The following is a 24,975-nucleotide window of genomic DNA, read 5'->3' as shown; positions in this document are numbered from 1 at the left end:
GTTCGCGCCGCACGCATGCGCGGCTGTTCGCGTCGAGCACGCGGGCGCTGACGCTCACTCGTTTTCGAGCGCGTCGAGCACGCAGGCGGCCGCGACGACCGCCTCTCGCGGCACGCTGCTCGCGTCGTCGATGGTCACGGTGTAGGTGTCTCGAAGCGAGAACTGGCCGTCGATGCTGCCGACGTGTGCGCCCGTCGGATCACAGATCTCGTACGCGTTGGGGATGACGTTCGCGGCCGAGACGAGGTGCCGTGCCGCGGCCACCAGCGGGCGCTTCGACTCGATCGTCGCCAGCGGCGCTTCGGTCTCGGGGTCGCGGATCGTCCACGCTTCGGTGAACAGCGAGAACGCCTCGTCGAGGACGACGACGGCCTGGTCGGTGCCGTCATCGACGAGGGTGTACGTGCCCGCGACGTCCACGACGCTGCCGGCGTTCACCGTGAACGCCGGCTTCTCGTCGCCGGTGAGAAACGGAAACTCCTCTTTCAGTTGGAGCAGCTTCTGTTTCGTCTGCAAGACGACGGTGCCGGTGCTGTCGCGGACCGTGTACGCGTTCCGGATCCCCGACTGGGTGATCTCGTAGGTGGAGTCGTCGAGGTCGACGGTGGAGAGGCGATACGCGTCGTCGGTGGCAGGTGTGGGCATGGATGTGGTGTGAGCGGATGTGGTGTGTGGTGTGAGCGGATGTGGTGTGAGCGGATGTGGTGTGTGTCGTCGGTCACAATCGGCTGTGCTCGTGTGGGGCCAGCCGTCTCGGCGCGTGAGACGGCGACCCGACGGACGGCGTCTAGCCGGCGCGTTTCAGTATCTGTGGGGTGACGAGGACCTCGACGGCGGCGATCCCGAGCGCAGCCAGCTGCATCGTGCCGTCGAGGAGGGTGAGCGCGACGACCACGACGAGGCCGGCACTCATCGCGGGCATCCCGTAGTGGACGACGGGGTTTTCGAGGACCGAGGACATGTGCGGAGATGATGCTGGCGCGTGCTGAAAAAGGTGGGCCCACCGCCGCAGGACGAGCAACAGCACGTGGGGCGGGCCTGGCGCAGGCGTGAGCGACCCGGCCACGGTGTGACCGAGACGACCCCGCGACCGCCAGACACCAGTTGGGCCACACCCTCCCCAGTACGTGTACGATGTTGGCGATGTGACCGAGACGACCCACGGTACCCGGACACCAGTTACCGCCACATCCTCCCGGGCCGATTCGCTCTCGTACGTGTACGGTGGTCGTGTGAACACGACGACCCCGCGACAGCCGGACACCACTTCGCCACACCCTCCCCAGCCGATTCGCTCGGTGGCTTCGCCACCTCGCTCATCCCTCGCACGCGCTCGCGAGCCCGCCGCCGGCGCGCTCACGAGGCGCGCGCCACGATCGAGGTGGACGGATTCGGCTCGCGGACGTCCGCTCGCGTGTGACCGATAGACGGCCCGTATTGACGTTCTCTCCGCGCTGAAACGCGCGGTTTTCTCCTCGATTCTCCGTAACAGTCAATATTGTACAGCACAAAGTTGTATTATCGTGAGTACAACCGACGGAACGATCGTCAGTCTGAGTCAGAAGGGCCAGGCGACGATTCCAAAGGCGCTTCGAGACAAACACGGGATCGACCCGGGGAGCCGCGTTCGAATCCGGGAGAACGAGGCGGGGGAGATCGTTGTCGAGCCGCTCGCGAGCCTCCACGACTTCCGCGGGGCGGCGACCACATCGGATCGCGGGACGGACATTCTGCACGATGCGCGAGCGGTCGACGCCGAGCGCAGCGAACGCTTGGAGCGAGACGACTGATGGACCACGTCGTCTTCGACGCCGAACCACTCGTCGCGTATTACTGGGACGAGCCCGGCAGTGACGCCGTCGAAGCGGTCATTGACCGCGTTGAGCGCGGCGAGCTGACCGGCAGCGTGAACACCGTGACCTGTACCGAGGTTCGATACGTGTGTGCGCGCGACGATCCGCAGACGGCTACCGCGTACGTCTCGCGAATTCGAAACTGGTGTGACGTCGTTCCCGCCGAAGGCGTCTGGGAGACCGCAGCCGAGTACAAACGCACGTACCGCGTCGCACTCGGTGACGCCTACACGCTCGCCACGGCAGCGTCGAAGGAGGCAACCGCCTACGTCGGTGCTGACGGTGAGTTCGACGGCGTCGACGTGCCGGTCCACCGATTTCGCACCACGGGTGTGTGACCTGTTGATCTGAGTGACAGCCCCGTCGATTCGACGCGCCGGTGGTGGTCGGGTGACCGAGACGAGCTCGTGACCACTGGGCACCAATTCGCCACGCCCTCCCGGGCCGATTCGCTCTCGTACGTGCGTTGTGGGTGTGTGACCGAGACGACCGCACGACTGCCGGACACCAGTTACCGCCACATCCTCCCCAGCCGATTCGCTCGCATACGTAGTTGGTGGGTGTGTGACCGAGACGACCTGCGACAGCCGGGCACAACTTGGCCACGCCCTCCCCAGCCGATTCGCTCGGTGGCTTCGCCACCTCGCTCATCCCTCGCACGCGCTCGCGAGCCCGCCTTCGGCGCGCTCACGAGGCGCGCGCCACCGCGAGATTATGTGTATATGTGTCGTCGACTGTGGGGAGCGGGTGTCAGCGACCGTGTGTGCGTGCCGGTCGGTCGCGGACACAAGCTATTTAGTAGTCTACCCGATTGTGCGAGTATACTTCTGTATGACACAGACGAGGGCACGTGGTCGGCCCGACCGACGGGGCGACCGAGCGACGGACGGCGAGCGCGAACACGCGGGAGCTGCCCCCCGTGGTGCGGCCGCCGCGCGGTGAGATGGCCGCCGACGCCACCCGAAGACGCGGGACGATACTGCTCGGCTGTCTGCTCGTGATCCTCGCAACCGTGACGCTCGCCGGCGTCGGCGAGCCAGCCACCGCAGACGCGACCGACCTCACGGCCGACAGCGCCACCGACGTGTCGATCGACCCCGACGGCACCACCACCCAGACGGTGCGGTTCGACCTCACGGTCGACGGGGGCGCGGCCACCGAGACGGTCACGATCACGCCGACCGACCTCCCCAACGGGATACTCCACGACGCGGACGCGACGGTCGAGTCGGGCGGGAACGCCTCCGTCTCGGAGACGACCGTTTCGGCTGAGACCGTCACCCTCACGCTCGCCGGGACCGACGGCGCGGGCAAGACGGACGTGTCGGTCGTCACGACGATCACCTACGACACGGCCGAGCTCACCGCGGGCGACGCGGTCGCCGACGCCAGCCACCGGGTCGCCGCGGGCGACGGCACGGGCGGGGTCACCGACACCGTCTCGTTCGACCTCCGGTACGAGACCGCGGACGCGACGCGGACGCAGGGCGCTGCGACCGTCCTCAACGGCACGCCGGTGTTCCAGGGCGAGGCTGACCTGACGTTTCTCGACACCGACGGCACGCGGGTCGACGCCGGGGCGTTCGTGAAGACGGCCGGGCAGGCCGAGGGGACGACGCTCGCGCTGCCGATCGCCGAGGACGAGGCGGTCGGGACCTACCGGGACCCCGAAAGCGGGATGACCGTGACCGTCCAGGAGCCCCGGATCACGACCGCCGAGGTGCGGCGGGCGGGCAGCGACATCGGGCAGATCCCGGCCGACAGGGCGGGGACGCTCTCGATCGTCGCCGAGTGGAACTTCGCGGCCGCAGAGGGGATCGCGGTGACCGTCGAGGACCCGAGCGGGAGCGAGGTCACGGGACAGGTCGTCGCGGGTGCGCCGACGCTGTCGACGACGGACGAGACGCTCGCCCTCGAACTCGCCGGCGAGGACCCGGGCGTCTACACCGTGCGCTTCGAGGGGAACCGGAGCCTCGACCACGGGGCGGTCACGGAGACGTACACGATCGAGACGACCGAACAGGACTCGCTGACGCTCTCGGTCGCGAGCGAGAACGCCACCCGGGGGACGCGACTCGACTACACCGTCGCCGGCGGGCTCGACGGGAACCGACACCTGGTGACGATCCCCGCGTCGAGTCTCCGTGCGGGCGTCGATCCGGCCGACCTCACGGGCGTGTTCCGGAACGTCGAGGATACGACGACGGTCGGGCTCTGGAACGCGACCGGCCAGACCGCGGTGACGGGCGACGAGGCGTACGACCGCGCGGACATCGCGTACGCGTACGCGGTGGTCGAGGTGGAGGGCTCGGAGGCGACTGGCGAGATCCAGACGCGGTACCTTCGTGACGAGCGCGTAGACGTCTTCGTGTACGCGCCGGCCGGCGCGGGGACGTACGACCCACCGGCGACCCGGCAGGCGCTCGCGCCGTTCGAGCGGGACGACACCGAGGTCGACGTCCGCCAGGGGACGCTCGAGCTGGCGTCGCCGACCGGCGCGTACACGATCGGCCAGGCGGTGGACGTGCGCGGGGAGGCGACGAGCGCCGAGTCGGTCGGGATCTACGTCCGCGACACCGGTGTGTGGCGACCGGTCAGCGTCACGGGCGCGGACGCGCCCGGCGCACAGGTGCTCTCGGTCGACTCGGACGACACGTTCTCCGAGACGGACGTGGCGATCGCGGACGCGACCGCGACGACGATGGCCGGGAGTCAGATCCTCGCGTTCCCCGGGCGCTACGACATCGCGGTCGTCGACATGGCGGACGTCGACGACCCCGGCGAGCCCATCTCGACTGCGGACTTTCGCGACGTCTCGAGCGAGCGGTATCGACTCGTCGCCTCGGTCGGCACGCTTGAGGCGACCGTCCAGACGGTGAACGGCCAGGTGGCCGCCGCGGACGGGGTCGTCGACCTCAACGGCACGGCTCCGGGGCAAGACCGGGTCGCGTATGCGTTCGTCGACGACCGCGGGGAGACGGTGGTCGACACCGTCTCCGTGAACGAGACGACGAGCACGTTCGAGGCCGAGTCGATCGGGCTCGCGCCGCTCGAACAGGGGCGGGTCACCGCTCACGTGGTCTCGATCGGCCGCGACGGGATCCCCGGCGAGGGGGCGTCCGGGCCGATCGCGGGCGACGACGCGGCCGCGGTCGCAGACTACATCGCCGGGCTCGAGGGGAGTGGGGACCAGGTGCGCGATCGGATCGCCGCGAACACGGTCGACGCGAGCGGGAGCGACGACCAGCTCGTCACCCGGTCGTTCCGGTACGACGACGCGCGGCTCTCGATCGAGCGGGTGTACCCGGCAGAGGCACCCGCAGACGGGATCTATCCGGTGGCGATAGACGAGACGGTCGTCGTCGAGGCGACCACGACGCGTCGGCCGGACGACTCGGCGGTCTCGCTCGACGTGCTCGACGAAGACGGCGAGACGCTCGCCTCGTCGTACGCCACGGAGTGGGGGACCGACGGACGGGTGCGGTTTCGGTTCGCGGCGGATTCGATCGGGCTCGGGCCGTTCGCGCTCGAACTCGAAGACGGCGAGAACCGGGTCCGCGAGGAGGTGGAGATCGTGACCGAGCGCGACACCCGGACCGGGTACGAGCTGGACGACGCGAACGTGACGCTCACGACGGACCTCGCGGGGCGCGACGAGCTGCGGCTCACCGTGGACCGGGACGGGGCGGACGCGCTCGCGATCGGGGGGATCGCTCCGGAGGGGACCGACGTCGAGGCCGTCTCCGGGGGTGGGGAGGCACAGGGCAGCGGGATCGTGTGGAATCAGCCACAGAACGAGACGGTGTCGTTCACGCTTTTGCCCCCGGAGACGGTCGCGCCCGGCGACACGGTCTCGTTCAGCGTGGTCGACGTGGGGACGAACCAGCGACGGTCGGTCGCGATCGAGGTCGTCGAGACGCGGGTCTCCGAGGACGCGTCGGCCGAAAACGCCACCGACCCCGCAGGCGAGGCGACGACCGAAAACGCGACCGACGGGTCGACGCAGGCCGACGCCGAGGCGAACGCGACGGCCGAGGGGGACGCTGCGGTCGAGACGACCAGCTCGGCGGCTGCGAACACGACCGACGCGGACGGGACCGCGAGCGACGGGACCGCGGGCGATGGGGAGGCGAACGCGACGGGGGCGCAGAACGGGTCGAACGTATCTGCTGGTGCTGGGTCGAACGCGTCCGGTGCGGGGGCGGCCGGCGAGTCGGTCGAGGAGACCACACCGGGGTTCGGCGTCGGAGTCGCGCTCGGTGCGATCCTACTCGTCCTCTTCGGGGCGGTTCGTCGGCGGTCGTAGCTGGGTGGTCGGCGGCGGTCGTAGCTGGATGGTCGTCGTCGCGGGTCGCTCGCTGGAGACGAGAGGTATGACGTCAGAAGAGCCGGCTCGACAGTTTGGGTCGCTCGGGGGTCAGTACAGCTCGATGGTCAACTCGACGGTCTCGCGGTCGGTCTCGGTCGCGGGGTCGGTCTCGTCGGGATCGGAGTCGTCTGGGGTGGTCATGGGGGAGTCGGCCTCGTCGGGACTGATCGCGTCGGGGTCGACGACGTCGTCGAAGGAATGCTCACTGCCGCTCGCCATGGAGGGTGCGAAGACACTACCGCCGCTCGCAACGAGCATCAGGAGCTCACGCCGCTTCATGCACCGCAGATCAACACAAGATTATAAACACTTTGTGGCTCGCGGTGACAGCTTTTCGGCCGCCATCCGGGAGCCGGCGGCGACCCATCCGCGGCCGGCGCGCGGCCAGTCGGTGTCGTAGCACGGGCTACATATCCTTCCTTCGATAGGTTCGGCAGAGACGAGGAGCGAGGGGGCGGCTCGCCACGAGCGGCTCCGAGACGGTTCAGCTCGTCGAGGAGCAGTTTTTTCGGTCACGTTCCGGACGGCCGGCTGGTTCGAGCGGAGTCGGTTCGGACGAGGTCGGTTCGAGCGGAGTCGGTTCGGGCTCGGGCTCTCGCGTTCCCCGTCTTTCCTGCTCTATCGGGGTGTGTGGTCGGGTGTGGGTCGACGTCGACGGGTCCTGTGGGGTGCAGGCGGCGACACCGTTATTCGGCTGCTCGGGGTACGTAGAGGTATGTCGTACTCGCTCGTGACCGACGAGGAGTTCTGTTGGGTGCTCGAGTCGATCGAGCCCGCCCAGACGGGACGTCTCGCCGAGCAGCTCCCGACCTCGGAGAAGGGCGTGTACATGCGGTTGCGGCGATTCGACGGGGCGTACGTTTCGCGTGAGGCCGCGGACTCCGGCGTGTACTGTTGGTCGCTGACGGAGGCGGGACGCGACCTCGTCGACGAGGTGGACCTGCCGCCGGTCGACGAGACCGACCTCGAGGCGCACTTCGCGGGGCGGTCGACGAGCATCAACCCGAACGCGCTGCTTCACGAGATCGCGATCCAGGACGACGAGTGGGTGCCCTCGACCGTGTTGTACGAGGCGTTGCCGTACGCGAAGTCGACCGTGCGCAAGCGGCTGAACAAGCTCCACGACGCGGGGGCGCTCGACCGGGACGCGAGTCGGCGGACCAACCACTGGCGGCTGACGGCGGCGGGCCGGGAGCGACTCGCGAACGCGGACGACCACGACCCGCGGGACGCCTCGAAGCGAATCTACGAGGAGCGGCCGTACTGAGTCGGGCCGCCGCCGAGGGAGCCACACCGATAGGCTGGTCGTGACGAATCAGCGTGCATATGTCGATGTATGCTAAAGTTAGATCCCGAAGGCCCGCATTTACACCTGTGTGCGGCCATCACACCACGGTGATACACATGAATGACACTACGCCGCCGCTGCACCCCGTGGAGCGCGAACAGCTTTTGGCCGCATCGACCCTCGTCGTGACCGTGACGTCGTCCGGTGAATTCCACGAGGACGTCACCGACGGCATCGAGACGCTTGCGCGGGGCGATGCGGTGGATTCGCCGCCACGGCTCTCGTTCACCAGCTACGACGATCTGCTGGAGGCGCTGACGCCGCGCGTGCTCGATCTCATCGAGGCTATCCGCCGGGACGAGCCGGACAGCATCAACGAGACTGCACGAGTAGTCGACCGGGACGTAACAAACGTCCACGAGGAACTCAACCGGCTCGCTCGGCTGGGGATCGTCTTCTTCGAGGACGCGGGCCAGCGTAAGCGTCCCGTCGTCTGGTTCGACGAACTCGTCATCACCCTTCCGTTCGACGCGGCGCCCGGTGACACGGCGGCCGCCGCGCCCTGATCACGGCGTCAGTCCATCGTCGTCGAGCGGGAGGGCGGACGTCGAACCGGACGCGAGCGGTCAGACAGGTACGTGTCGTGAGCGCCTCGACCGCTGGTGATCGACTGCCACACGGAGCGGTCGGTCCAGCGGGGCTGACGTGTCGAATACGCGTGGTACGGTGGGTTTCGTCGGGCGTCAGGGTGGTATTCGGGTTCGAGTGACCTATCCGATACCATTAACACCCAGCAATCGTATTGTACGGAACGTAGCGTGAGCAAAGGCTACACCGCATGACACAAACGATGATAGCCGGATGATAGCGGTATGAGCGAAGCTATGACAAGCGAGGATAGTAACGGCCCGAAGTCGCGGACGACCATCGAGGTCGACCGCCAGGTGTGGCGACAGGTTCGCGCTGAGGCCGTGAGTGAAGGCAAAAACGTCTCCGAAAAGCTCGAGGAGATCCTTCGGGAGCACGTCGAGCTCGACGATGACGATGCGTAATCACAACATAATGGTAATCGATACCACCCGGGCTACCGGGTACACGTACGGTGGAGGAACAGCATGACAGAAGCGATACGTAGCTCGGGTACTGCAAACCCGGCGGAGGCGACAGCATGACGGGTAGAGACGTTCCGACACGTCAAAAAGCGCTGTCAGTCGCCTTCTCCGCTATCATGGTGCTGTCCGTGATTGGCATGGGCATGGCTGGCTCAGCTGGGGCAGTCGTGAGCCAAGATGATATTGGCAGCACATATGATTCCGGTTATGAGCCCGGTGAGCTTGAGGTTCTGTTGCTTGATAGCAGCGGAACTATTCAAGATAGCTTCTCTGCGAACACTACCAGTCAAACAATAAATAGGACTAACGCGTCAACCGACGATGAGAAAGTCGGAAATCTGACAGCAAGTCTCAATAACACTGGAAAGGTCATCGAGTTTGCGCTCAACAACGCCACAGATTCAAACTCTACGGTAGTTGTTGGTCCTGGTGAATACAATCTAACTGACACACCAGGGTCGGCAGGAGACCAGCCAGTGGGCCCGATAGAGGTTAACTCGGCATCTGCATCCTCAATCTCCGTATTCGCTCACAACACGACTTCGCCAAGTCGAACAGAGATAAACACGACGGTTGACCTGAACAACCTGACAAAGGTTAGCGATGGGGATCTTGAGAGTCTATCGGTTGGTGTCCCCTCCAGTGGTGCTCCAAGTGATGCAGGCGGAATCTTCTTTAATTCATCACAAGCCGACAATCCCGGCGATGCACTGAACGTCACCGACACCGCAGACAGCTTCTCGCTCACCTTTGAAAATAACAATGTGAGTGTAGGGTCTGCAGACGGTGTTGTGTTCAACGGCCAGAGCACCGCACCATCGGTGACGGTCAACAGTAACACGCTAACGGGTGTTACCAGCTTCGTCAATATCACTGGTGTCGTAGACAATGCAACTGTTTCCGGAAGCATAACCGGCAATGGCGAGACAGGGCTTAACTTCACCAACAGCAGCGCAAACCTGACCGTCGACGGTCTCAGTCTGAACGACCTTGGTGATGGTGTCAACGTGACTGATGCAGACACGAGCGTTGACCTATCTAGTGTCACGACAGATAACACTACGAACGGCCTCGTGACGGCGGGGAGTTCGTTTGATGTGACTGTCACGAGCTCCAGCTCGTTCAGCAACGACGGGACCGCGCTCAACGTGAGCCATGGTGGGAACGTCACGGTCGACAGCACAACGACAATTACTGACGCCGCAGTTGGTGTTGACCTCAATTCCACCGGGAACTTCGCCAACCTCGATCCGACGATCAACAACGCGACCACCGTTGGTGTGCGGTCTACCTCGAACTCAACGAACGTTACACTCAGCTCGGCTACATTCGACGGTTCGGGTGCGAGTGGCGATATCGGTCTGAACTTCACGGCCAACTCCACTCAGACCAGCTTGAGCGTTGGTTCGGGCACCTCATTCACCGGCTTGGATGACGCTGCTATTCAGCTCAACACCAACCGGCCGGACAATATTGTTGGCAGTGTGTCAATTGACGGTGCAACCTTTGCTGATTCATCTGGTGATGGTGTGAACATCACGAACGGATTCGGAAATGAGACCGTCATCACCGATGCGACGTTCAACAACGTTAGCACAGGCGTTAACGTAGATAACGTTACAAGTGGATTCAACCTCACCGCTCATTTCAACAGTTTCACCGACAATACGAACGGTGTGCTAGTTGATAATAGCAGTGCAAATGACATCAACGTCACATTCAACGACTTCGTTGGCAACACCGACGGATTGAATGTGAAAAATACCGGTGCACCAGTCAACGCAACGTACTCGTGGTGGGGAGATGCCACTGGTCCGAACGCAACCTCACTACAGACGTACGGCAATGGTGACAACGTTAACGCCAGTAGCGGTGATGCCAATGTCTTCCCGTTCCTCCAGCAGTCCACGAGCGAGTTCTCGACTGCTGAACGGAACGGCGACGTCGGTGTCCTCATCGAGGACCCGAGCTTCCCACAAAGTAATGAAAACGCCACAGTGACCGTCACCGTTCTTAACGAGTCTGCTGGCGTCTCCTTCAGTGACATCGATGGCGTCAACAGTGATGCCACGGTTGAGACGTCACCCTCCGGTTCAGGCACGCTGAGCCCGAGCAATGTGGCAACCTTCGAGCTGAGTACGAACCAGAAGGGTACGTATTCCTCTGAAGTCCTGATTAGCAACATCACTAACCCAACTGGTGACCAGAAGTTCACCGGTCCGCTTTCGAGCACTGAGATCACTGCTGACAGTCAGACGATCGCTGCCGGTGAGACTGTTAACGTGAGCGTTCAGGCGCTGGACGCTGACGAAGCAAACACTGAGCGGCAGAACCTCTCTGTCACCTACTCGAACAGTGGGTTCCCTGATGCTGGTGTGAACTTTGCTGCTTCGGAGGGCAACACGTCCAACGCCGGTGAAGCAACTGCCCGCATCGAAAGCACAGGCAGTCTCACCCCTGGACAAGAGTTCAGTATCGATGCCAGCATTGGTGACACGCAGTTCCAGTCGCTCACGTTCACCACGCAGTCTGGTGCGCCAGCCGCTGCAAACTCCTCGCTCACCGTCGCTGGAGCCACCAGCAGCACGGACGAACAGGTCAACAGCACGCTCGACGTGTCTGCACGGATCAACGACACCGACGACAACCCGCTCGAAGGTGAGACGGTCCAGTTCAGCACGAACGCGACCGATGCATCCTTCGATTCGGACTCAGTCGACACAGACGCGGACGGCTTCGCAAACACCACCGTTACACTCCCGACCAGCACTGACGTCGGCACGATCGCGGTCAACGCGAGCGTCGGCGACTTCAGTCCGGACAACACCGGCAATGCGCAGGTCAACGTGACGACGACGGCCACCGCACCAACTCAGCTTGGCTTCGCGACTGACGTTCGGTCGTTCGCACCGAGCGCGGACGAGTCGGTTGACGTCGAAGTGCAGGATGAGTTCGGTAACGCCAACACAACTGAGATCGGTAACAGTGGTATCTCCGTCACATCGAGTGATACGGACGTCATCTCGGTCAGCGGTGTCAATGATCTTGACTCGAACAATGCTGGGACGTTCACCCTGACGGGTGAGAGTGCTGGCACTGCAACGATCAATGTCACCTCGGATGAGAGCGATATTGCTTCCGTTGAAGCAGAGTTCACTGTCTCCGAGCCAGCAGCACTCCAGCTATCGCCCGCACACAACGTGGCGACTGTTGAAGCAAGTAACGCTAACCCGAACACGCAGAACCAGGCTGTGCTCGAGGCACAGCTCGTTGATGGTGAGGGCAACGCCCTCGGCATCTCCAGCGAGAACATTACGTTCGCGAAGCAGTCCGGTAGCGCTGCCGAGCTGAACCAGTCGAACGCTGACTTCATCAAGCAGACTGGTGGCAGCGGCAACGCGACGATCCTCGTGAACGGCACGTCCACGACGGGTGAGACGACGTTCATCGCTCTCGCTGAGAACTACAGCGTGCAGGGTACCGCGACGGTCACCACGACCGGCGCAGCAGACAGCATCAGCGTGACGCCTGAGACCAGCTCAGTCGCCGTCAACGAGACGGCCAACGTCACGGTCGAGTTCGTCGACACCGAAGGTCGCAACGTGCCCGTCGTGGGTACGGACGTCCAGCTGTCGGCTGACAATGGTGCCGTGGACGACAGCCCGCAGTCGACTGACCTCACCAACGGCGCAGTCAACGCGACGCTTACCTACAACGCGACGGACGCGAGTGCAGGAAGCGCCACGGTGACCGCGCTCGGCGGTGGGCTCTCTGGTACGGCTGACGTGACCGTCAGCGGTCAGGCCGACACCGGCTCGCCACTCGACGGCACGGCTGGCGAGTACGACGCTGACGGCGACGGGCAGATCACGATCCAAGAGCTTGCAGATGCAGGTTCGGCCTACACAGACGGCGAACTTACAATCCAAGAGCTCGCGGAAGTCGGTTCAGCCTACACCGACACGAACTAACGAACCACGACCGACCCACGACACGGGTCGACTCGGTTTTCGGATTATTTTTTGAACTGCTCACTTCTGAGTAGTCACCGCTCTGAGCGACATACTCGCGCCTTCTGATTCATGTACAGAGCCACTCAAATTGGACCGGTACGCGATTCTGCATTACTGTGACTCAGTTGTTCACACTTGTAGTCATGTACCCAGCAATGTCACCCCCGAACGCGTAATCAACAGCACAGCCTGAGTGCAGAGTCATACGAGCGTACGAAGTGATTTATGCGCTTACCCGATACACTGCGGCGTGAAGCAGAACACCATCGTTGCTCTCTGTGTTCTCTTGCTGGTCGCTGTCGGGGTCGCTGTCGTCGGCACGCAAGCAATTGCGGGACAGGAACCGACTCCCGAGCGAGAACACGACGACGAGGTTCCATCGAACGTAACCATCTCCACGTCGCCTGCGATTCAAACGAGCACGACTCAGACGAACACGTACACGGTGGTTGCAACTGACCCCGATGCGGTCAACATCTCCCAACTCGAATCGTTCGGCGAGGTGTCGACGCACTCGGGGCGGCTCCTTGAGGTCCACCTGTCGCCGAACGCGACCCAGGACGTCGCCGCGTTGCCGTGGGTCGAAGAGGTACGACTGGCCGCAGCGCCCGTTCCGACACAAACGAACAGCGGCGAAAACGCTTCTTCGCTCGGGGTTGCCCAGCTCCACGAGGCGGGCGTGACTGGTGAGGGAGCGCGCGTGGGGGTCATCGACGCCGGGTTCGACACCGGTGCTCCTGGCGTTGGGTCCAACACTGTCGACACGAGGCAGTTTACGACTCCGAGTGGCTCCGACCACGGTACGGCCGTCGCGCAGATCGTCACCCAGACCGCGCCGAACGCATCACTGTATCTCGCGACGGCCCGAACGCCGCCCGACCTCGCGGCTGCACTCGAGTATTTTAGCGACAACGATGTCGACGTCGTCGTCATGGCTATTGGATTTCCAACGCTCAATGACGATGGCCAACACGTCCTCGCGGAGCCGATAGCCCAGGCGCGAGCCGACGGGGCACTCGTCGTTGCGAGTGCAGGAAACCAGCGCCAGTCACACTGGGAGGGGAGATTTCTCGACACCAATGGAAACGACTTCCACGAGTTCAGCGGTGCAGTCGGTGAGCGCCAGTGTATTCCGTCCTGTACGCGACTCGCACAACCTGGGCGGCTGGTCGCGGTCCTCGACTGGGAGCGTGAAGGCGACGGGAGCGAGTATCGAATTGGACTGTACGACCCCTCGACGAACGAGGTGTTCGCCGGCTCAGTTCCGCGGTACGAAACTCGCGATGACAAACGGCAGTATCTTCAGACGCAGGTGACGGAGCGGCCGGTCGATCTGGTCCTGTGGAACACTGCAGGGCCGGCGAACGACGACCTCGAGATCCACCTGTACGATCGTCGGATGGCAGATCCGGTCGGGCGATCGAGCATTAGCCCTCCGTCTGATGCACCGGCGGCGCTCAGTGTTGCAGCATACGCCCGGAGTCAGGAGCAAACGGCGAGCTACAGCAGTCTCGGTCCTACCGACGATGGTCGCACGCAGCCGAGTATTACGGGATACACAGATATCGCTGTGGAGCGGTACGACGGTCCCTTCGGTGGCACCTCTGCAGCTGCGCCGTACGTGGCGGGAGTGGCGGCGCTGATCGAGGGAGCGACCAGTGCGGACCAGTCGCCAGCGATGCTCACTCGACGGCTGCAAGCGAACTCGACCGACATCAACACACCCGGCACGGACAACGTTTCGGGAGCCGGGTTACTCAACGCGAGTGCGACTGTCACGATCAGTCAAAATAGCTCGACCGGCCGGAACTCCACCACGGCAGTATACGAGCCCAACAGCACACCGGCCGCCTACGATGGAGACGACGATGGACAGATTTCGATCAGCGAACTCGCCGTCGCGGGACAGGCGTACGTGCGTGGAGAACTCACGGTTGCGGAGCTTGCAACCGTTGGGAGAGCGTACATCAACTCTACCGGGTAATTATTCGGTTGGAACGAAAGACGGTCACCACTATCTCTACAAGTTACGCCGCACGAGAAGTTGAGCTACGAACAGTGGACTCTTGGGCAGCTTCTTTCACCCCGTAGGCTTAGTTGGAACTGGTGTACGCTTGGCCTACCTGTGCGAGTTCAGAGATCGAGATTTCGCCGTCGATGTATGCACGCCCTGCATCGCCGAGCTCACTGATCGAGATGTTTCCGTCTCCGTCGGCGTCGAACCGAGACACTGGGTCTGCTGGTGGTTCTACCGTGAGCTGAATAGTGTCGGTCAAATTGTAGGCACGGTGTTTCGCGTCGCCGGCCTGTACGCTCACTGTGTGCTCTCCCGGTTCTAAGTCGATCTGTGCTGACGTTGAACCGTCGCCGTAGTGATAGTATCCTTCCGGCTCGTTATTTGGGATCACCTCGCCGGGATTGAGCGCCGGTTGGTCGACGAGGATGTGGAGGTGTCCGGCCCCGTCGCGAACACCATTTGAGGCCGCTTCGACGGTGAAGTTCTCTGCGGTCATGTCGAACGACACTGGCGACGTGACCGATGCCCCGTTATTCGGAGAGGTAAACGACACGGAACCCATCTCTGGGGTGTAGTCGACCACTGGTGCGTCGACCGTGACGCCACCCTTCATAGCGTTCACGTGGACTGTACACCGGTACTCGGCCATTTCTGCTGCGAGTTCGCTCGTGAGTGTGAATTCGACCGTATCTCCGTCGTCCACCCAGTTGACTGCACTGTCTCCGTTGAATGTGCCAGAGTTGCGCTGGCTCAACAACGCGTTCCCGCTGTCGTCCCGGAACTCAAGCGGGTGGTTTGGAAATCCGCCGTTGTTGAACCGATACCGGCTCCCGGTTGCATTGAACGTGATTTCTGGGTTGTCTACACCAGTAGCCGCACTAACGTCACTACCGCTGACAGCGGTTACCTCCCATGCGCTCGCTCCAACATTAGTAATGTCGACCGTCGCGTCCACGTGGTCTGTGCCCGTGACGGCTGTAGGACCCATTGCAGCGACCGCAGCCCCACCGGCAACTAATTTGATCGCTATTCTTCGAGTAACACCTGAGGAATCTTCTGACCCCATAGGGATAATATCGATGGATACGATAATAACTGTTCGTCGGTTTGGCGATTTGTACACACAAGCGGGATGTCGCGGCTAGCACCGGTGGATACATCTGATCTCAAACTCACTCAGAATATCCACCACTATCTGGTTGATCGGCCTAAGAAAGCAAATTTGGGTAAGTTCAGAACGTGTTAAGACTGTACTCTGAATTTATATACCCTCGTGATTCTCAGGCGTGGCAACTGTGGACACATAGACAATAATTATAGATTGGCTTACGGTACGAACGCTTAGTCGAAGTACACAAAGCATTTAATGGACTGGTATGAATCCAGCGTACGGAGAGTCCGGCACAGGACATCTCCACCTACAACCAGTATGACAGACGACAAACGCATGAAGATACGCAGTGTAATTCTCGCTGCACTGATGGTTTTTTCCATGGTTGCGATTGCCTCTCCGGCAACCGCGGCCGTCACCAGCTCCGACCGGACCGTGAGCGACACAGTCGCTCCGGGCGAGTCGGTTACGGTGACCGTGACATCGCAGCTTGATGATGAAGGCACTGGGTATCAGCTAGAGGAATCGTTTAGTGGAGAAATTGCAGATTCAACAGTAGATACTGTATCGATCGGTGGCTCTGAAGCGGGGCTTGACGAGATTGCCACATCGAATAGCGACGAAACAGGTCTCGTTGTGACACTGGCCGATACAAACCTCACCAGCACGACGGTCGAGGTGCAGTACACTGTCACTGCAACCGACTCTGAGGGTCAGATCACGATCACTGACGGCGATACCAGTGACGCAAGCGCTGGCGAAACCGTTGTTGACGTGACCGCCGGCGGTGGCGGTGACACCCCGTCCGACGGCTCCGTCGCCAACCGTGACGAGCTCGACGACGGACGTATCGCCATCACGGACGGCAACGTCGTCTTCCAGGGTGAGGAGGAACTCACCTTCATCGACGACGACGGCAACGAAGTCGCCGCCAGCGCGCTCTCGGGCACGTCCGGCGACCGCGAGGGCACGCCCCTCCAGATGCCGATCCCACAGGACGAAGAGACCGGTACGTACGACCTGAACGGTCCTGACTCGGGCAGCGGTGGCTTCTCGACGACCGTCGTCGAGCCCCGCATCACGACTGCAGAGGTTCAGCTCGGCAGTGGCGGCCTGGGTGACGACATCAGCCAGGTTCCGTCCGACCGCGCAGGCGATCTCGAGATCGTCGCTGAGTACAACTTCGAAGAGGCAGAGAACCTCGACATCACCGTCGAAGACCCGAGCGGTAGCGATATCACGAACCAGGTCCTCGACGACTCCACGATCGAAGGCGACGTGACCAGCACCGACGAGGCGCTGGTGCTCGACCTCGCCGATGAGGACGCGGGCGAGTACACCGTCATCTTCGAGGGCAGCAACAACCTCGACTACGGTGACGTCATCGAAGAGTACACGATCGAGACCACCAGCCAGGACAACATCCAGCTGGAGCTCGGTAGTGACTCCGCAACACAGGGCGACAACCTCGAGTTCACCGCAACAGGCGGCATCGACGGGGACCAGCACCTCGTCCTGATCGAGGAGGCCGACCTCCGTGACGGCACTCCGAACGATGACCTCGCACAGACGTTCCGTAACGTCGGCGAGACCGTCGAAGTTGGTCTCTTCACGTCTGACGGTCAAACGGTCCTCCCCGGTGACGACGCACTCGACACGCTCGACCGCGAGAACATCGAGTACGCCTACGCCATCGTCGAGATGGACGGGACGCAGGCCCCTGGTGCCATCGAGACGCAGTACCTCGATGACTCCACGGTCGATGTCTACGTTCACGAAGCCGGTGTCGGCCCGCAGTCGCTGGCCGACCTCGAGGATGTTGAAGAAGACGACGTCGACTTTGACGTCACTGAAGGCGACGTGACCCTCGACAGCCCGACTGACACCTACGTCGTCGGCGAGGAAGTCGACGTTGCAGGAACGGCATCGAGTGCGGACGAAGTCCGACTCTACGCCAAGGACAACAACGACTGGGAGATCGTGCAGGTCGACGACCTGTACACGATCGACGTCGACTCGGACGACACGTTCGAGGAGACTGACATCAACCTCCGCGAGGGCGAGGGTGGCGGTAACAACATCCTGGCCTTCGAGGGCCGCTACGAGATCGGTGTCATCTCCGAGACCGACGCAGTCGAGTACGAGACCCGTAACGGCGCGGGCGACATCAGCTCCAGTGTGATCTCCACGTCGGACTGGACCACGGCGACGAGCAGCCGTGACTCGATCAACGTGGTCGAGGGCGACCTCACCGGCGAGTTCGTCACGTACAACGGCCAGATCGCCGACGAGGACAACATCATCGACGTGAACGGTACGGCTGCTGGTCAGGATAGCGTCGTCGTCGCATTCGTCGACGACCGGGGTAACACCCAAGCGTACGACGTGAACGTCGACAACGAGGACGCGTTCGACGAGGACGACCTCGCGGTCGACCTCAACCAGGGTACCGTCTCCGCCCACGTCATCTCGAACGGCCGTGATGGCAACATCGGTGACGGTGACCTCCCGGACATCGACGGACAGTCCTTCCAGAACAACATCGGCGGCCTCACCAACTACATTGAGGCGCTCGGCGGCCAAGGCCAGCTGAGCGGTGACCAGGTCCGTGACCGGATCCTCACCGAGACCGTCGAGGACGACGCAAGCGACGACGTCATTATCTCGCAGACGTTCCGTCTGACCGACGGCACCGTCTCGGTCGATGCCGTCTACCCCGAGGGCTCGCAGGCCAGCGGCGTCAACCCGGTCGCAGCGGGTGACACGATGGTCGTCGAGGGGACGACCAACCGCAAGGCCGACGACAACTCGGTCGTCGTGGACGTGCTCGACGAGAACGGTAACTCGCTCGCGTCGGGCTCCACTGACATGTGGGACTCTGACGGCGTCTACATGGTGACCATCGATACCTCCGACCTCGAGACCGGTTCCTACACCGTCGAGGCCGACACGGGCGACAACACCGACCGCACGACGGTCGAGGTTGTCGAGTCCGTTGAGGAGGAAGAGGAAGCCACGAACGAGACGGACACCGAGGAGGAGACCGAAGAGGAGACCACTGAGGAGGAAACCACCGAGGAGGAGACCACTGAAGAGGAATCCACCGAGGAGGAGACCACCGAGGAGGAATCCACTGAGGAAACCACCGAGGAAGAGTCCACGGACGACAGCACGCCCGGCTTCGGCGCGCTCGTCGCCCTCGTGGCACTCGTCGCTGCCGCGCTCCTCGCGACCCGTCGTCGCGACGAGTAAGCAGCACCCCTGAGCGGACCGGCCGCTCACCACAACCGACGCGGTTTATTTTTGCTGACGCTCACCCGACGAGCGCCAGCGGCGCGTCTCGCGCCGCGACCCCACCACAGAAAGTATTTAGCCGACACAGCGATAGGGGTGGCACACATGGCCACACGCACGGCGGTGCTCGCCGGCTTCCTCGCGGTCTGTCTCGCCGTCTCGCTGCTTCCAGCCGGAGCGGTCGGACAGGCCGAGCCCGCGGTCGGCTTCGGCGAGGCCACGACCGTCGCCGCCCAGGGCGACGTGGCGACCGTCGACCTCCGGGTTCGCAACACCGAGGCGGCCACACTCCGCGTCCGCGCCGCAGACCAGTCGTACCGCGCCGACGTCGACGTCCGCGACGGCGACGGCGACGGCCGGATCCGCGTCCGACTCGACACCTTCCGCGGCCTCGACGCGGACACGACCGTCGACGTCTCGACGGTCGACCCCGCAGACGACGCCGAACTCGTCTCGGAGACGACGACCCAGGAGGGGCTCGTCTTCGCGGACGGCCGCTACAACCTGATCGCCGCCACCGAGTCGACGAGCATCGCGGCCGTCCTCCGACTCGAGCCGCCGACCGCCGGCGGCAACGCCACCCAGGCCGTGCCACCGGAGACCCCGCTGCCGGCCGAGCCCACCGAGGAGTCACGCGCCGACACCGCCTCGACCGACTCGGCACCCCCGTCGACGCCCACGGACGGTCCCACGACCGTCGCGCGCGGTGACCACGCCCGCAGCACCTTCGCGGTGAGCGGGCTCGGGGGGATCCTTGAGCGGCCCGCGCCGGGTGCCGACCTCGTCTCGGCGGTCGACGCGTCCCGGTCGGCACGGACCACCCATCGGCTCCGCGCCTCGCCGACCGAGGCGGTGCGGATGCGGTCGGTCACGATCGAGTACGGCGAGAGCGACGCGATCCCGACCGACGTCTACCGGCTCTCGCGAGGCGACATCGAGACGCTCGGGGTCGACACCACCGGCGACGGCACCGTCGACCGCTCGGTTCGGTTCGCGGTGGGGAACATCCGGACGAGCACCGACGGCACGGTCACCCTCGCGTTCGACCGCGCGGTCCCGCTTGATGCGGGCGACACGCTGCTCGCGTCGTACGCGGTCACCAACCCGGACACGGCCGGCACGGAGCCCGTCTCGGTGACGCTCGCCGGCGCCTCCGTGAGCCACACCGAACGCGGCGTGGTCCGGTACGGCCCGGCCGGCCAGGGGTCGCTCGGCCACGGCGTCGACGCGCGGCTCGTCGCTGCGGACGCCGACGCCGACGAGCGCGTCGCCCCGCTCGCCGCCCTCGAGGCGACGTACGACCCGGCACGGGACGCGGTCGTCGTCGACGCCGACACGAGTCGACTCGAACCGGGGACGTACACGGTCGAGCTCTCGGTCGGGGCGGCGGCCCCAGACGTGCTCCCGACGACGACGATGCGCGAGGAGATCCGCGTCGTCGAGCCGTCGGTCACGTTCACGAACCGGAGCGTCCCCGACGACCCGTTGTTCACCGTCTCGGCCGAGACGAACCTCGCGCCGGGCAACGACGTGGTCGTCCGGGTCGACGCCCAGGAGCGTGGCGGCGGCGTGAGCCAGGTGTCGAACTGCGTGACGGCGGTGACGGCCGACGGCCGCATCGCGTGTGAATTCGACCTCACGAAGCCCGCCAGCGACTTCGCGATCGAGGTGTCGGTCGCACGCGGTACCGACACGGTCGGCGGGCCGGTCGCGTACGACTGATCGACCCCACCCGGCCGACCACGACACCCGCTTCCTGCCGCGACGCTCGACTCACCCCGGCGTCGGGGAGACGCTCACCGTCTCGTTCACCACGGCGCGTCCACGTCGGTGAGCCCGCGCACGCGCTCTCGGACGGCCCCGACCGTCTCGCGCAGCATCCGACGAACCACGTCGTCGACCGACTCGGCTCGGGTTGCTGTACCGTTCTCGTCCGTCGTGGCGTCACCAGGGGGTGACGGCTCGCGCACGGTCGGCTCTGCGGGTGCCGACTCGCCCGGCGAGTCGTCCGCCGACGGCGACGCGGCGGTCGCCGTCGTCGCCTCGTCGGCGACGACCGTCGTCTCGTGCTGGACGCCGTCCGCGTCGGTCACGAGAACGCGGACGGTCGTCGACACGTTCGCGGCCGCGAGCGACGCGTTCACGCCGACGCGCGTCGCTGGCTCGGCGGCCCCACGGACGCGCACGACGTCCAGCCGGTCGCCGGTCGCCTCGTCGACGCTCTCGACGGTCACTCGGGTGACCGGCCCGCCGGAGACGGCACCGACCACCCGCACGGCATCCGTCGCTCCCGCGACCGGTCGAGCCGTCACGTTCACCCGGGGGTCGGCGTCGCCGGTACGCTCGACCGTGACCGTCTCCGTCGCAGTGTTGCCGGCCGGGTCGCGCGCCGTCACGACGATCTCGTTCGTCCCGTCTCGCAGCGGGACCGTCTCCTCGAGGGCGACCGCGAGCCGGTCTCGGTCCGGCTCGGCGTCCGTCTGGACGAGTATCGCCTCGGTGCCGTCGGGGCGGGTCACCCGCAGGTCGGTGACCTTGACCGCGTCGCGGACCGTTCCCGTCAGCCGTACCGTCTCGGCACTCGTCTGTGCCGGCGCGGAGACGTCGACCGTCGGGGCGGTCGTGTCGTCGACGACGATCACGAACGAGTCGGCGCGAATCTGCCCGAGGCGGTCCGTGTACTGGGCGGTCACGTTGTTCCGCCCGTCGCCGAGTAAGAGCGGCTGGTCGAAGGAGTCGCCGGGGTCGCGCTGGGCGTGGTGTCGCCGACTCGCCAGCGTCTCGCCGGCGCGCTCGTAGGTGTACGCCCTGTCGACGGTGAGTCGGGTGACGCCCGCGTCGTCGACCAGGTCGCCGGCGAGCGTCGTCGCTGCGGCGTCGACGCGCACCTCCGCCGGCACCCCCGCGAGCGCGCTCGTCTCGAAGGGAGCCGTGTACGCGACCCGCGGCCGCTGGTCGTCTTTGATCACGGTCGCCGAGACGCTCGAGACGCCGTCCGCGTTCGCGACGACCGTCACCTCGTTCGCTCCGCTCTCGAGCGCGAGCGGGACCGTCGCCTCGACCGACGACTCCCCGGGTTCACGCGACCACCGGATCGCCCCGTCGACGCGGACGTCGACGAGCTCGACCGGCACGGACGCCTCGACGCGCACCCCGACGGTCGGGTCCGTCCGGACGAGCGTCTCCGAGCCGGCCGCGACCGGCTCGCCGTCGACCGTCAGCGTGACCGTCGGCGAGGCTCCGGTGACCGGCACAACGGTCACGCTCGCGAGCACGACGAGCACGCACGACCCGACGAGCAGCCAGCGCCGTCCCCGTGTCATAGCGGACGGGGTCTGCGAGCCGCAATAAGCCTCCCGCGCCGATTATCGGAGCCGATACCGTGCGCTCACGGCGGGGCCGGCGCGCCGGCGTCGCCGTCCTCGGCCGACGGCTCGCTCACGGCCGGTTCGTCCGCGCTCGCCGTCGACCCGCTGCCGGGCGCGTACCGGTCCCACAGGAACAACGCCGGGGGGAGCGCGAGGATCGAGATGAAAAACGAGTACGCCACGCTCATCCCCATCAACAGTCCGAAGTTTCCGAGCACGGGGGTGATAGCCAGCGCGAGCGACCCGGTCCCGAGCGACGTGGTGAGCATGCTGCCCATGAGCGCGCCGCCGGTCCCGGTGAGCGTCTTCGTGAGCGCGTCGAGCGCGGTGTCGCGCCGCTCGTACTCGTCGACGAACCGCGCGGTGATGTGGACGGAGTACGCGATCCCGAGTCCGACGCCGATCGACAACAGCGTCGCCGTGAGCGCGTTGAGCGAGAGCCCGAGGGCGCGCATCGTCCCGACGAGCGCCGCCACCGAGATCAGGATGGGGAAGACGTTCACGATCCCCAACAACGGCTTCGACTCCAAGACGCCGTACGCGACCATGAGGAAGCCACCGGTGAGAAACAGCGAGAGGAACAGCCCCTGGACCGCCGACTCGAAGATGATCCCGGAGATCACGTCGAAGACGACGATGCTGCCGGTCGCGGTCGCGGCGTACCGGAACTCGCCCGCGTGTGCGCGACCCTGCTGGGTGACGAGGTCCTGTGAGGCGTCCGACTCCACGCTGTACACCACCTGGGTGCTGCGGCGGTCGTCGGTGAGGTACCGCTCGGCGCGGTCGCCGGCGGGCGACGCGAGTAAGGCGTCGTAGATCAGCGCCAGGTTCTGGTCGGGGACGCCGTTGCCGTCGCGGTCGTTGCGCTCGACGAGGGCGGCGAACTGCGGGTCCCGCTCGGCGTACCCACGAATCACCGTCACCAGGCTCTCCGTCTGGACCGCGTTCTCGTCGCCGAGCGCGAGCGTGTCGGGCGGGTCGCGGTCGGGCCGCACGAGCGACTCCAGCGCGTGGTCGGCCTCCATCGGCCCCTGGACGTACACCGTGATCGACTCGTCTTGGTTCGCATCGAACCGTTCTTCGAGCACGTCGAGCGTCGACGAGACGGTGTAGTCGCCGGGGGCCAGCGGCCCGGGCACGTACTGCACGTACGCGGGCTCTTCGGACGGCGGGAGGAAGTCCTCCTGTTCGAAGGAGGTGTCGACGCCGGTGCCGTAGGCGGCCATCCCGCCGCCGAACACCAACAACACGGCGACGAGCACCACCGGCGCGCGATTGCCGGCTCTCGCCGAGAGCGCGAGCAGGCGGCCGAGCGCGGACTCCTCGTTGGCGATCGGCGTCGAGTTGAACTCGGGGACGCCGAAGCGCTCGCGGAGGCGGTCGACCTCGAGTTTGACCGCGGGCAAGAACAGCCCGAAGATGAGGAAGGTGAAGACGATGCCGACCGCCGAGATGATCCCCAGGTTACGGATCGGCTGGAGATCGGAGAGGGCGTTCGCGCCGAACCCGAACACCGCGGTCGCGGTGACGATGACGAACGCGATCGTCAGCTGCCGGGTCGCGACGCGCATCGAGGGGATCGCCTCGAGGCCCGTCACCGTCTCCTCACGATAGCGGTTGATGATGTGGATGCCGAAGTCGACGCCCACGGCCAACAACAACACGGGCGTCGAGATCTGTTGTTGCGTGAAGGGGATTCCCGAGAAGCCGAGGAAGCCGAACGTCCAGATGATCGTCATCAACAACGCCGTGAGCCCGAGTGCGAGGTCGATCGGGTCGCGGTAGGCGACGACGAGGAAGCCCAACAACAACACGACGAGGATGGGCATCACGAGCGCGAGCGAGTCGCCGATGATCTGGCCGGTCTCGGCGTTGATGATCCCGCTGCCGAACGCCCGGATGTCGGCCGGCTCGTCGGACGCCAGCGTCGCGATCGTCGTCTGGATCGACTGGAGGTCACCGTCGCTGAATCCCTGCGGGACGTCGTGGGTGATCACCGTCACCGACGCGGACGCGGACGCCTCGCGGGCGTTGAAGTCGTCGGAGACGAGACCCGTGAACCCGGGCCGCTCGCTCGCCGCCCGGACCGCCTCGCGCAGCTCCGTGTCCGTCGCCGTCCGGATCGCTCGACGCTGTTCGCGCGGCGTCTCGGCTGCCGGATCGAGTTCGGCCGCGACGAGCGTCGCGGGCCCGCGTGCGGACGCCATTCGGAGGCTCTCACGGCGGTCGACCCGGTCGAGCACCCGGAGGTTCGCGAGCATCGCCTGCCGCGAGAGGACGTCCGTGCCGGTGTGGACCAGCTGTGTCGACTCGTCTTCGGCCGCGAAGGGGTCCTCGAACTCGTCTTCGACCGCGTCGAGGGCGTTCTGTGCGGGAACGTCCTGGGTGAAGCTGTCCGTCGCGTCCGACTCCGTCGAGACCATCGTCATCCCACCCGCGAACACGGCCGTCACGAGCAGGAAGGCGACGATCACGGCCTTCCGCCGGCGCACGACCACCTCGCTGAGCGTGACCGTTGCGGCCTGGATGCGGTCGCCGAGTCGGCTCACG

16 protein-coding genes and 1 pseudogene are annotated in these 24,975 nt (G+C 64.8%); 11 read left to right on the top strand and 6 right to left on the bottom strand.

Annotated features, from left to right (window positions below; translation table 11 throughout):
• Nucleotides 1–54 precede the first annotated feature (54 nt).
• Together ACNTAO_RS05075 and ACNTAO_RS05070 are read right to left on the bottom strand one after the other, a co-directional pair.
• Nucleotides 55–645 (bottom strand): LURP-one-related family protein, encoded by a 591-nt coding sequence (locus ACNTAO_RS05075; RefSeq protein WP_435160884.1) that lies wholly within the window; start codon nucleotides 643–645, stop codon nucleotides 55–57.
• 142 nt (nucleotides 646–787) lie between these two features.
• Nucleotides 788–961, bottom strand: a complete 174-nt coding sequence (locus ACNTAO_RS05070; RefSeq protein WP_435160883.1) for a hypothetical protein — start codon at nucleotides 959–961, stop codon at nucleotides 788–790.
• 562 nt (nucleotides 962–1,523) lie between these two features.
• On the opposite strand from ACNTAO_RS05070, the gene ACNTAO_RS05065 reads away from it, so the two are divergent.
• From ACNTAO_RS05065 to csg (ACNTAO_RS05055), 3 genes are all read left to right on the top strand, one after another.
• Nucleotides 1,524–1,790, top strand: a complete 267-nt coding sequence (locus tag ACNTAO_RS05065; protein WP_435160882.1) for an AbrB/MazE/SpoVT family DNA-binding domain-containing protein — start codon at nucleotides 1,524–1,526, stop codon at nucleotides 1,788–1,790.
• Nucleotides 1,790–2,191 (top strand): type II toxin-antitoxin system VapC family toxin, encoded by a 402-nt coding sequence (locus tag ACNTAO_RS05060; protein ID WP_435160880.1) that lies wholly within the window; start codon nucleotides 1,790–1,792, stop codon nucleotides 2,189–2,191. The genes ACNTAO_RS05065 and ACNTAO_RS05060 overlap by 1 nt, the downstream gene beginning before the upstream one ends.
• 512 nt (nucleotides 2,192–2,703) lie before the next feature.
• Nucleotides 2,704–6,159 carry an HVO_2072 family ArtA-dependent S-layer glycoprotein gene (gene csg, locus ACNTAO_RS05055; RefSeq protein ID WP_435160878.1) on the top strand — a complete coding sequence of 1,152 codons (3,456 nt, stop codon included), beginning with the start codon at nucleotides 2,704–2,706 and terminating at the stop codon, nucleotides 6,157–6,159.
• A 111-nt stretch (nucleotides 6,160–6,270) separates the two neighbouring features.
• Here csg (ACNTAO_RS05055) and ACNTAO_RS05050 read toward each other — a convergent pair whose 3' ends face one another.
• The gene (locus ACNTAO_RS05050; protein WP_435160877.1) at nucleotides 6,271–6,501 is read right to left on the bottom strand and encodes a hypothetical protein; all 231 of its coding nucleotides are present in this window, start codon (nucleotides 6,499–6,501) and stop codon (nucleotides 6,271–6,273) included.
• Nucleotides 6,502–6,937: 436 nt separating this feature from the next.
• Here ACNTAO_RS05050 and ACNTAO_RS05045 point away from each other — a divergent pair, with 436 nt between their 5' ends.
• From ACNTAO_RS05045 to ACNTAO_RS05025, 5 genes are all read left to right on the top strand, one after another.
• Nucleotides 6,938–7,489, top strand: a complete 552-nt coding sequence (locus ACNTAO_RS05045) for a hypothetical protein (RefSeq protein WP_435160876.1) — start codon at nucleotides 6,938–6,940, stop codon at nucleotides 7,487–7,489.
• Nucleotides 7,490–7,626: 137 nt separating this feature from the next.
• Nucleotides 7,627–8,076 (top strand): HVO_A0114 family putative DNA-binding protein, encoded by a 450-nt coding sequence (locus tag ACNTAO_RS05040; RefSeq protein ID WP_435160874.1) that lies wholly within the window; start codon nucleotides 7,627–7,629, stop codon nucleotides 8,074–8,076.
• A 306-nt stretch (nucleotides 8,077–8,382) separates the two neighbouring features.
• Nucleotides 8,383–8,562 (top strand): hypothetical protein, encoded by a 180-nt coding sequence (locus tag ACNTAO_RS05035; RefSeq protein ID WP_435160873.1) that lies wholly within the window; start codon nucleotides 8,383–8,385, stop codon nucleotides 8,560–8,562.
• A gap of 116 nt (nucleotides 8,563–8,678) precedes the next feature.
• Nucleotides 8,679–12,593 (top strand): beta strand repeat-containing protein, encoded by a 3,915-nt coding sequence (locus tag ACNTAO_RS05030; RefSeq protein ID WP_435160871.1) that lies wholly within the window; start codon nucleotides 8,679–8,681, stop codon nucleotides 12,591–12,593.
• Between the two features lie 292 nt (nucleotides 12,594–12,885).
• A complete protein-coding gene (locus ACNTAO_RS05025; RefSeq protein WP_435160870.1) occupies nucleotides 12,886–14,619 on the top strand; it encodes a S8 family serine peptidase in 1,734 nt (577 codons plus the stop codon).
• A 109-nt stretch (nucleotides 14,620–14,728) separates the two neighbouring features.
• Here the strand turns inward: ACNTAO_RS05025 and ACNTAO_RS05020 are convergent, their stop codons facing one another.
• Nucleotides 14,729–15,718 (bottom strand): DUF4399 domain-containing protein, encoded by a 990-nt coding sequence (locus ACNTAO_RS05020; RefSeq protein WP_435160869.1) that lies wholly within the window; start codon nucleotides 15,716–15,718, stop codon nucleotides 14,729–14,731.
• 300 nt (nucleotides 15,719–16,018) lie between these two features.
• Between ACNTAO_RS05020 and ACNTAO_RS05015 the strand changes: the two are divergent.
• The 3 genes and pseudogenes from ACNTAO_RS05015 to ACNTAO_RS05005 form a co-directional block, all read left to right on the top strand.
• Nucleotides 16,019–16,168, top strand: a pseudogene (locus ACNTAO_RS05015) (surface glycoprotein); the annotation flags it as partial.
• Between the two features lie 273 nt (nucleotides 16,169–16,441).
• Nucleotides 16,442–19,015, top strand: a complete 2,574-nt coding sequence (gene csg / locus ACNTAO_RS05010) for an HVO_2072 family ArtA-dependent S-layer glycoprotein (protein ID WP_435161355.1) — start codon at nucleotides 16,442–16,444, stop codon at nucleotides 19,013–19,015.
• Between the two features lie 147 nt (nucleotides 19,016–19,162).
• Nucleotides 19,163–20,779 (top strand): DUF7827 domain-containing protein, encoded by a 1,617-nt coding sequence (locus tag ACNTAO_RS05005; protein ID WP_435160868.1) that lies wholly within the window; start codon nucleotides 19,163–19,165, stop codon nucleotides 20,777–20,779.
• Between the two features lie 86 nt (nucleotides 20,780–20,865).
• On the opposite strand, the gene ACNTAO_RS05000 is transcribed toward ACNTAO_RS05005, so the two are convergent.
• Together ACNTAO_RS05000 and ACNTAO_RS04995 are read right to left on the bottom strand one after the other, a co-directional pair.
• The gene (locus ACNTAO_RS05000; RefSeq protein ID WP_435160867.1) at nucleotides 20,866–22,380 is read right to left on the bottom strand and encodes a hypothetical protein; all 1,515 of its coding nucleotides are present in this window, start codon (nucleotides 22,378–22,380) and stop codon (nucleotides 20,866–20,868) included.
• 65 nt (nucleotides 22,381–22,445) lie between these two features.
• Nucleotides 22,446–24,974, bottom strand: coding sequence for an efflux RND transporter permease subunit (locus tag ACNTAO_RS04995; protein WP_435160865.1), 2,529 nt, complete (start codon nucleotides 24,972–24,974; stop codon nucleotides 22,446–22,448).
• Nucleotide 24,975 lies beyond the last annotated feature (1 nt).

It is taken from the genome of Halorubrum zhoui, from assembly GCF_051194155.1.
In the GTDB taxonomy this organism is placed as follows: Archaea; Halobacteriota; Halobacteria; order Halobacteriales; family Haloferacaceae; genus Halorubrum.
Note: the sequence above shows the minus strand (reverse complement) of the source record. Positions and strands in the feature narration are given on the sequence as shown.

Coding starts and splice junctions, on each gene's coding strand:
- ACNTAO_RS05005 (WP_435160868.1), top strand. CDS start 19,163: ATGGCCACACGCACGGCGGTGCTCGCCGGCTTCCTCGCGGTCTGTCTC.
- ACNTAO_RS05040 (WP_435160874.1), top strand. CDS start 7,627: ATGAATGACACTACGCCGCCGCTGCACCCCGTGGAGCGCGAACAGCTT.
- ACNTAO_RS05050 (WP_435160877.1), bottom strand. CDS start 6,501: ATGAAGCGGCGTGAGCTCCTGATGCTCGTTGCGAGCGGCGGTAGTGTC.
- ACNTAO_RS05035 (WP_435160873.1), top strand. CDS start 8,383: ATGAGCGAAGCTATGACAAGCGAGGATAGTAACGGCCCGAAGTCGCGG.
- ACNTAO_RS05020 (WP_435160869.1), bottom strand. CDS start 15,718: ATGGGGTCAGAAGATTCCTCAGGTGTTACTCGAAGAATAGCGATCAAA.
- ACNTAO_RS05030 (WP_435160871.1), top strand. CDS start 8,679: ATGACGGGTAGAGACGTTCCGACACGTCAAAAAGCGCTGTCAGTCGCC.
- ACNTAO_RS05000 (WP_435160867.1), bottom strand. CDS start 22,380: ATGACACGGGGACGGCGCTGGCTGCTCGTCGGGTCGTGCGTGCTCGTC.
- ACNTAO_RS05070 (WP_435160883.1), bottom strand. CDS start 961: ATGTCCTCGGTCCTCGAAAACCCCGTCGTCCACTACGGGATGCCCGCG.
- ACNTAO_RS05060 (WP_435160880.1), top strand. CDS start 1,790: ATGGACCACGTCGTCTTCGACGCCGAACCACTCGTCGCGTATTACTGG.
- ACNTAO_RS05075 (WP_435160884.1), bottom strand. CDS start 645: ATGCCCACACCTGCCACCGACGACGCGTATCGCCTCTCCACCGTCGAC.
- ACNTAO_RS05045 (WP_435160876.1), top strand. CDS start 6,938: ATGTCGTACTCGCTCGTGACCGACGAGGAGTTCTGTTGGGTGCTCGAG.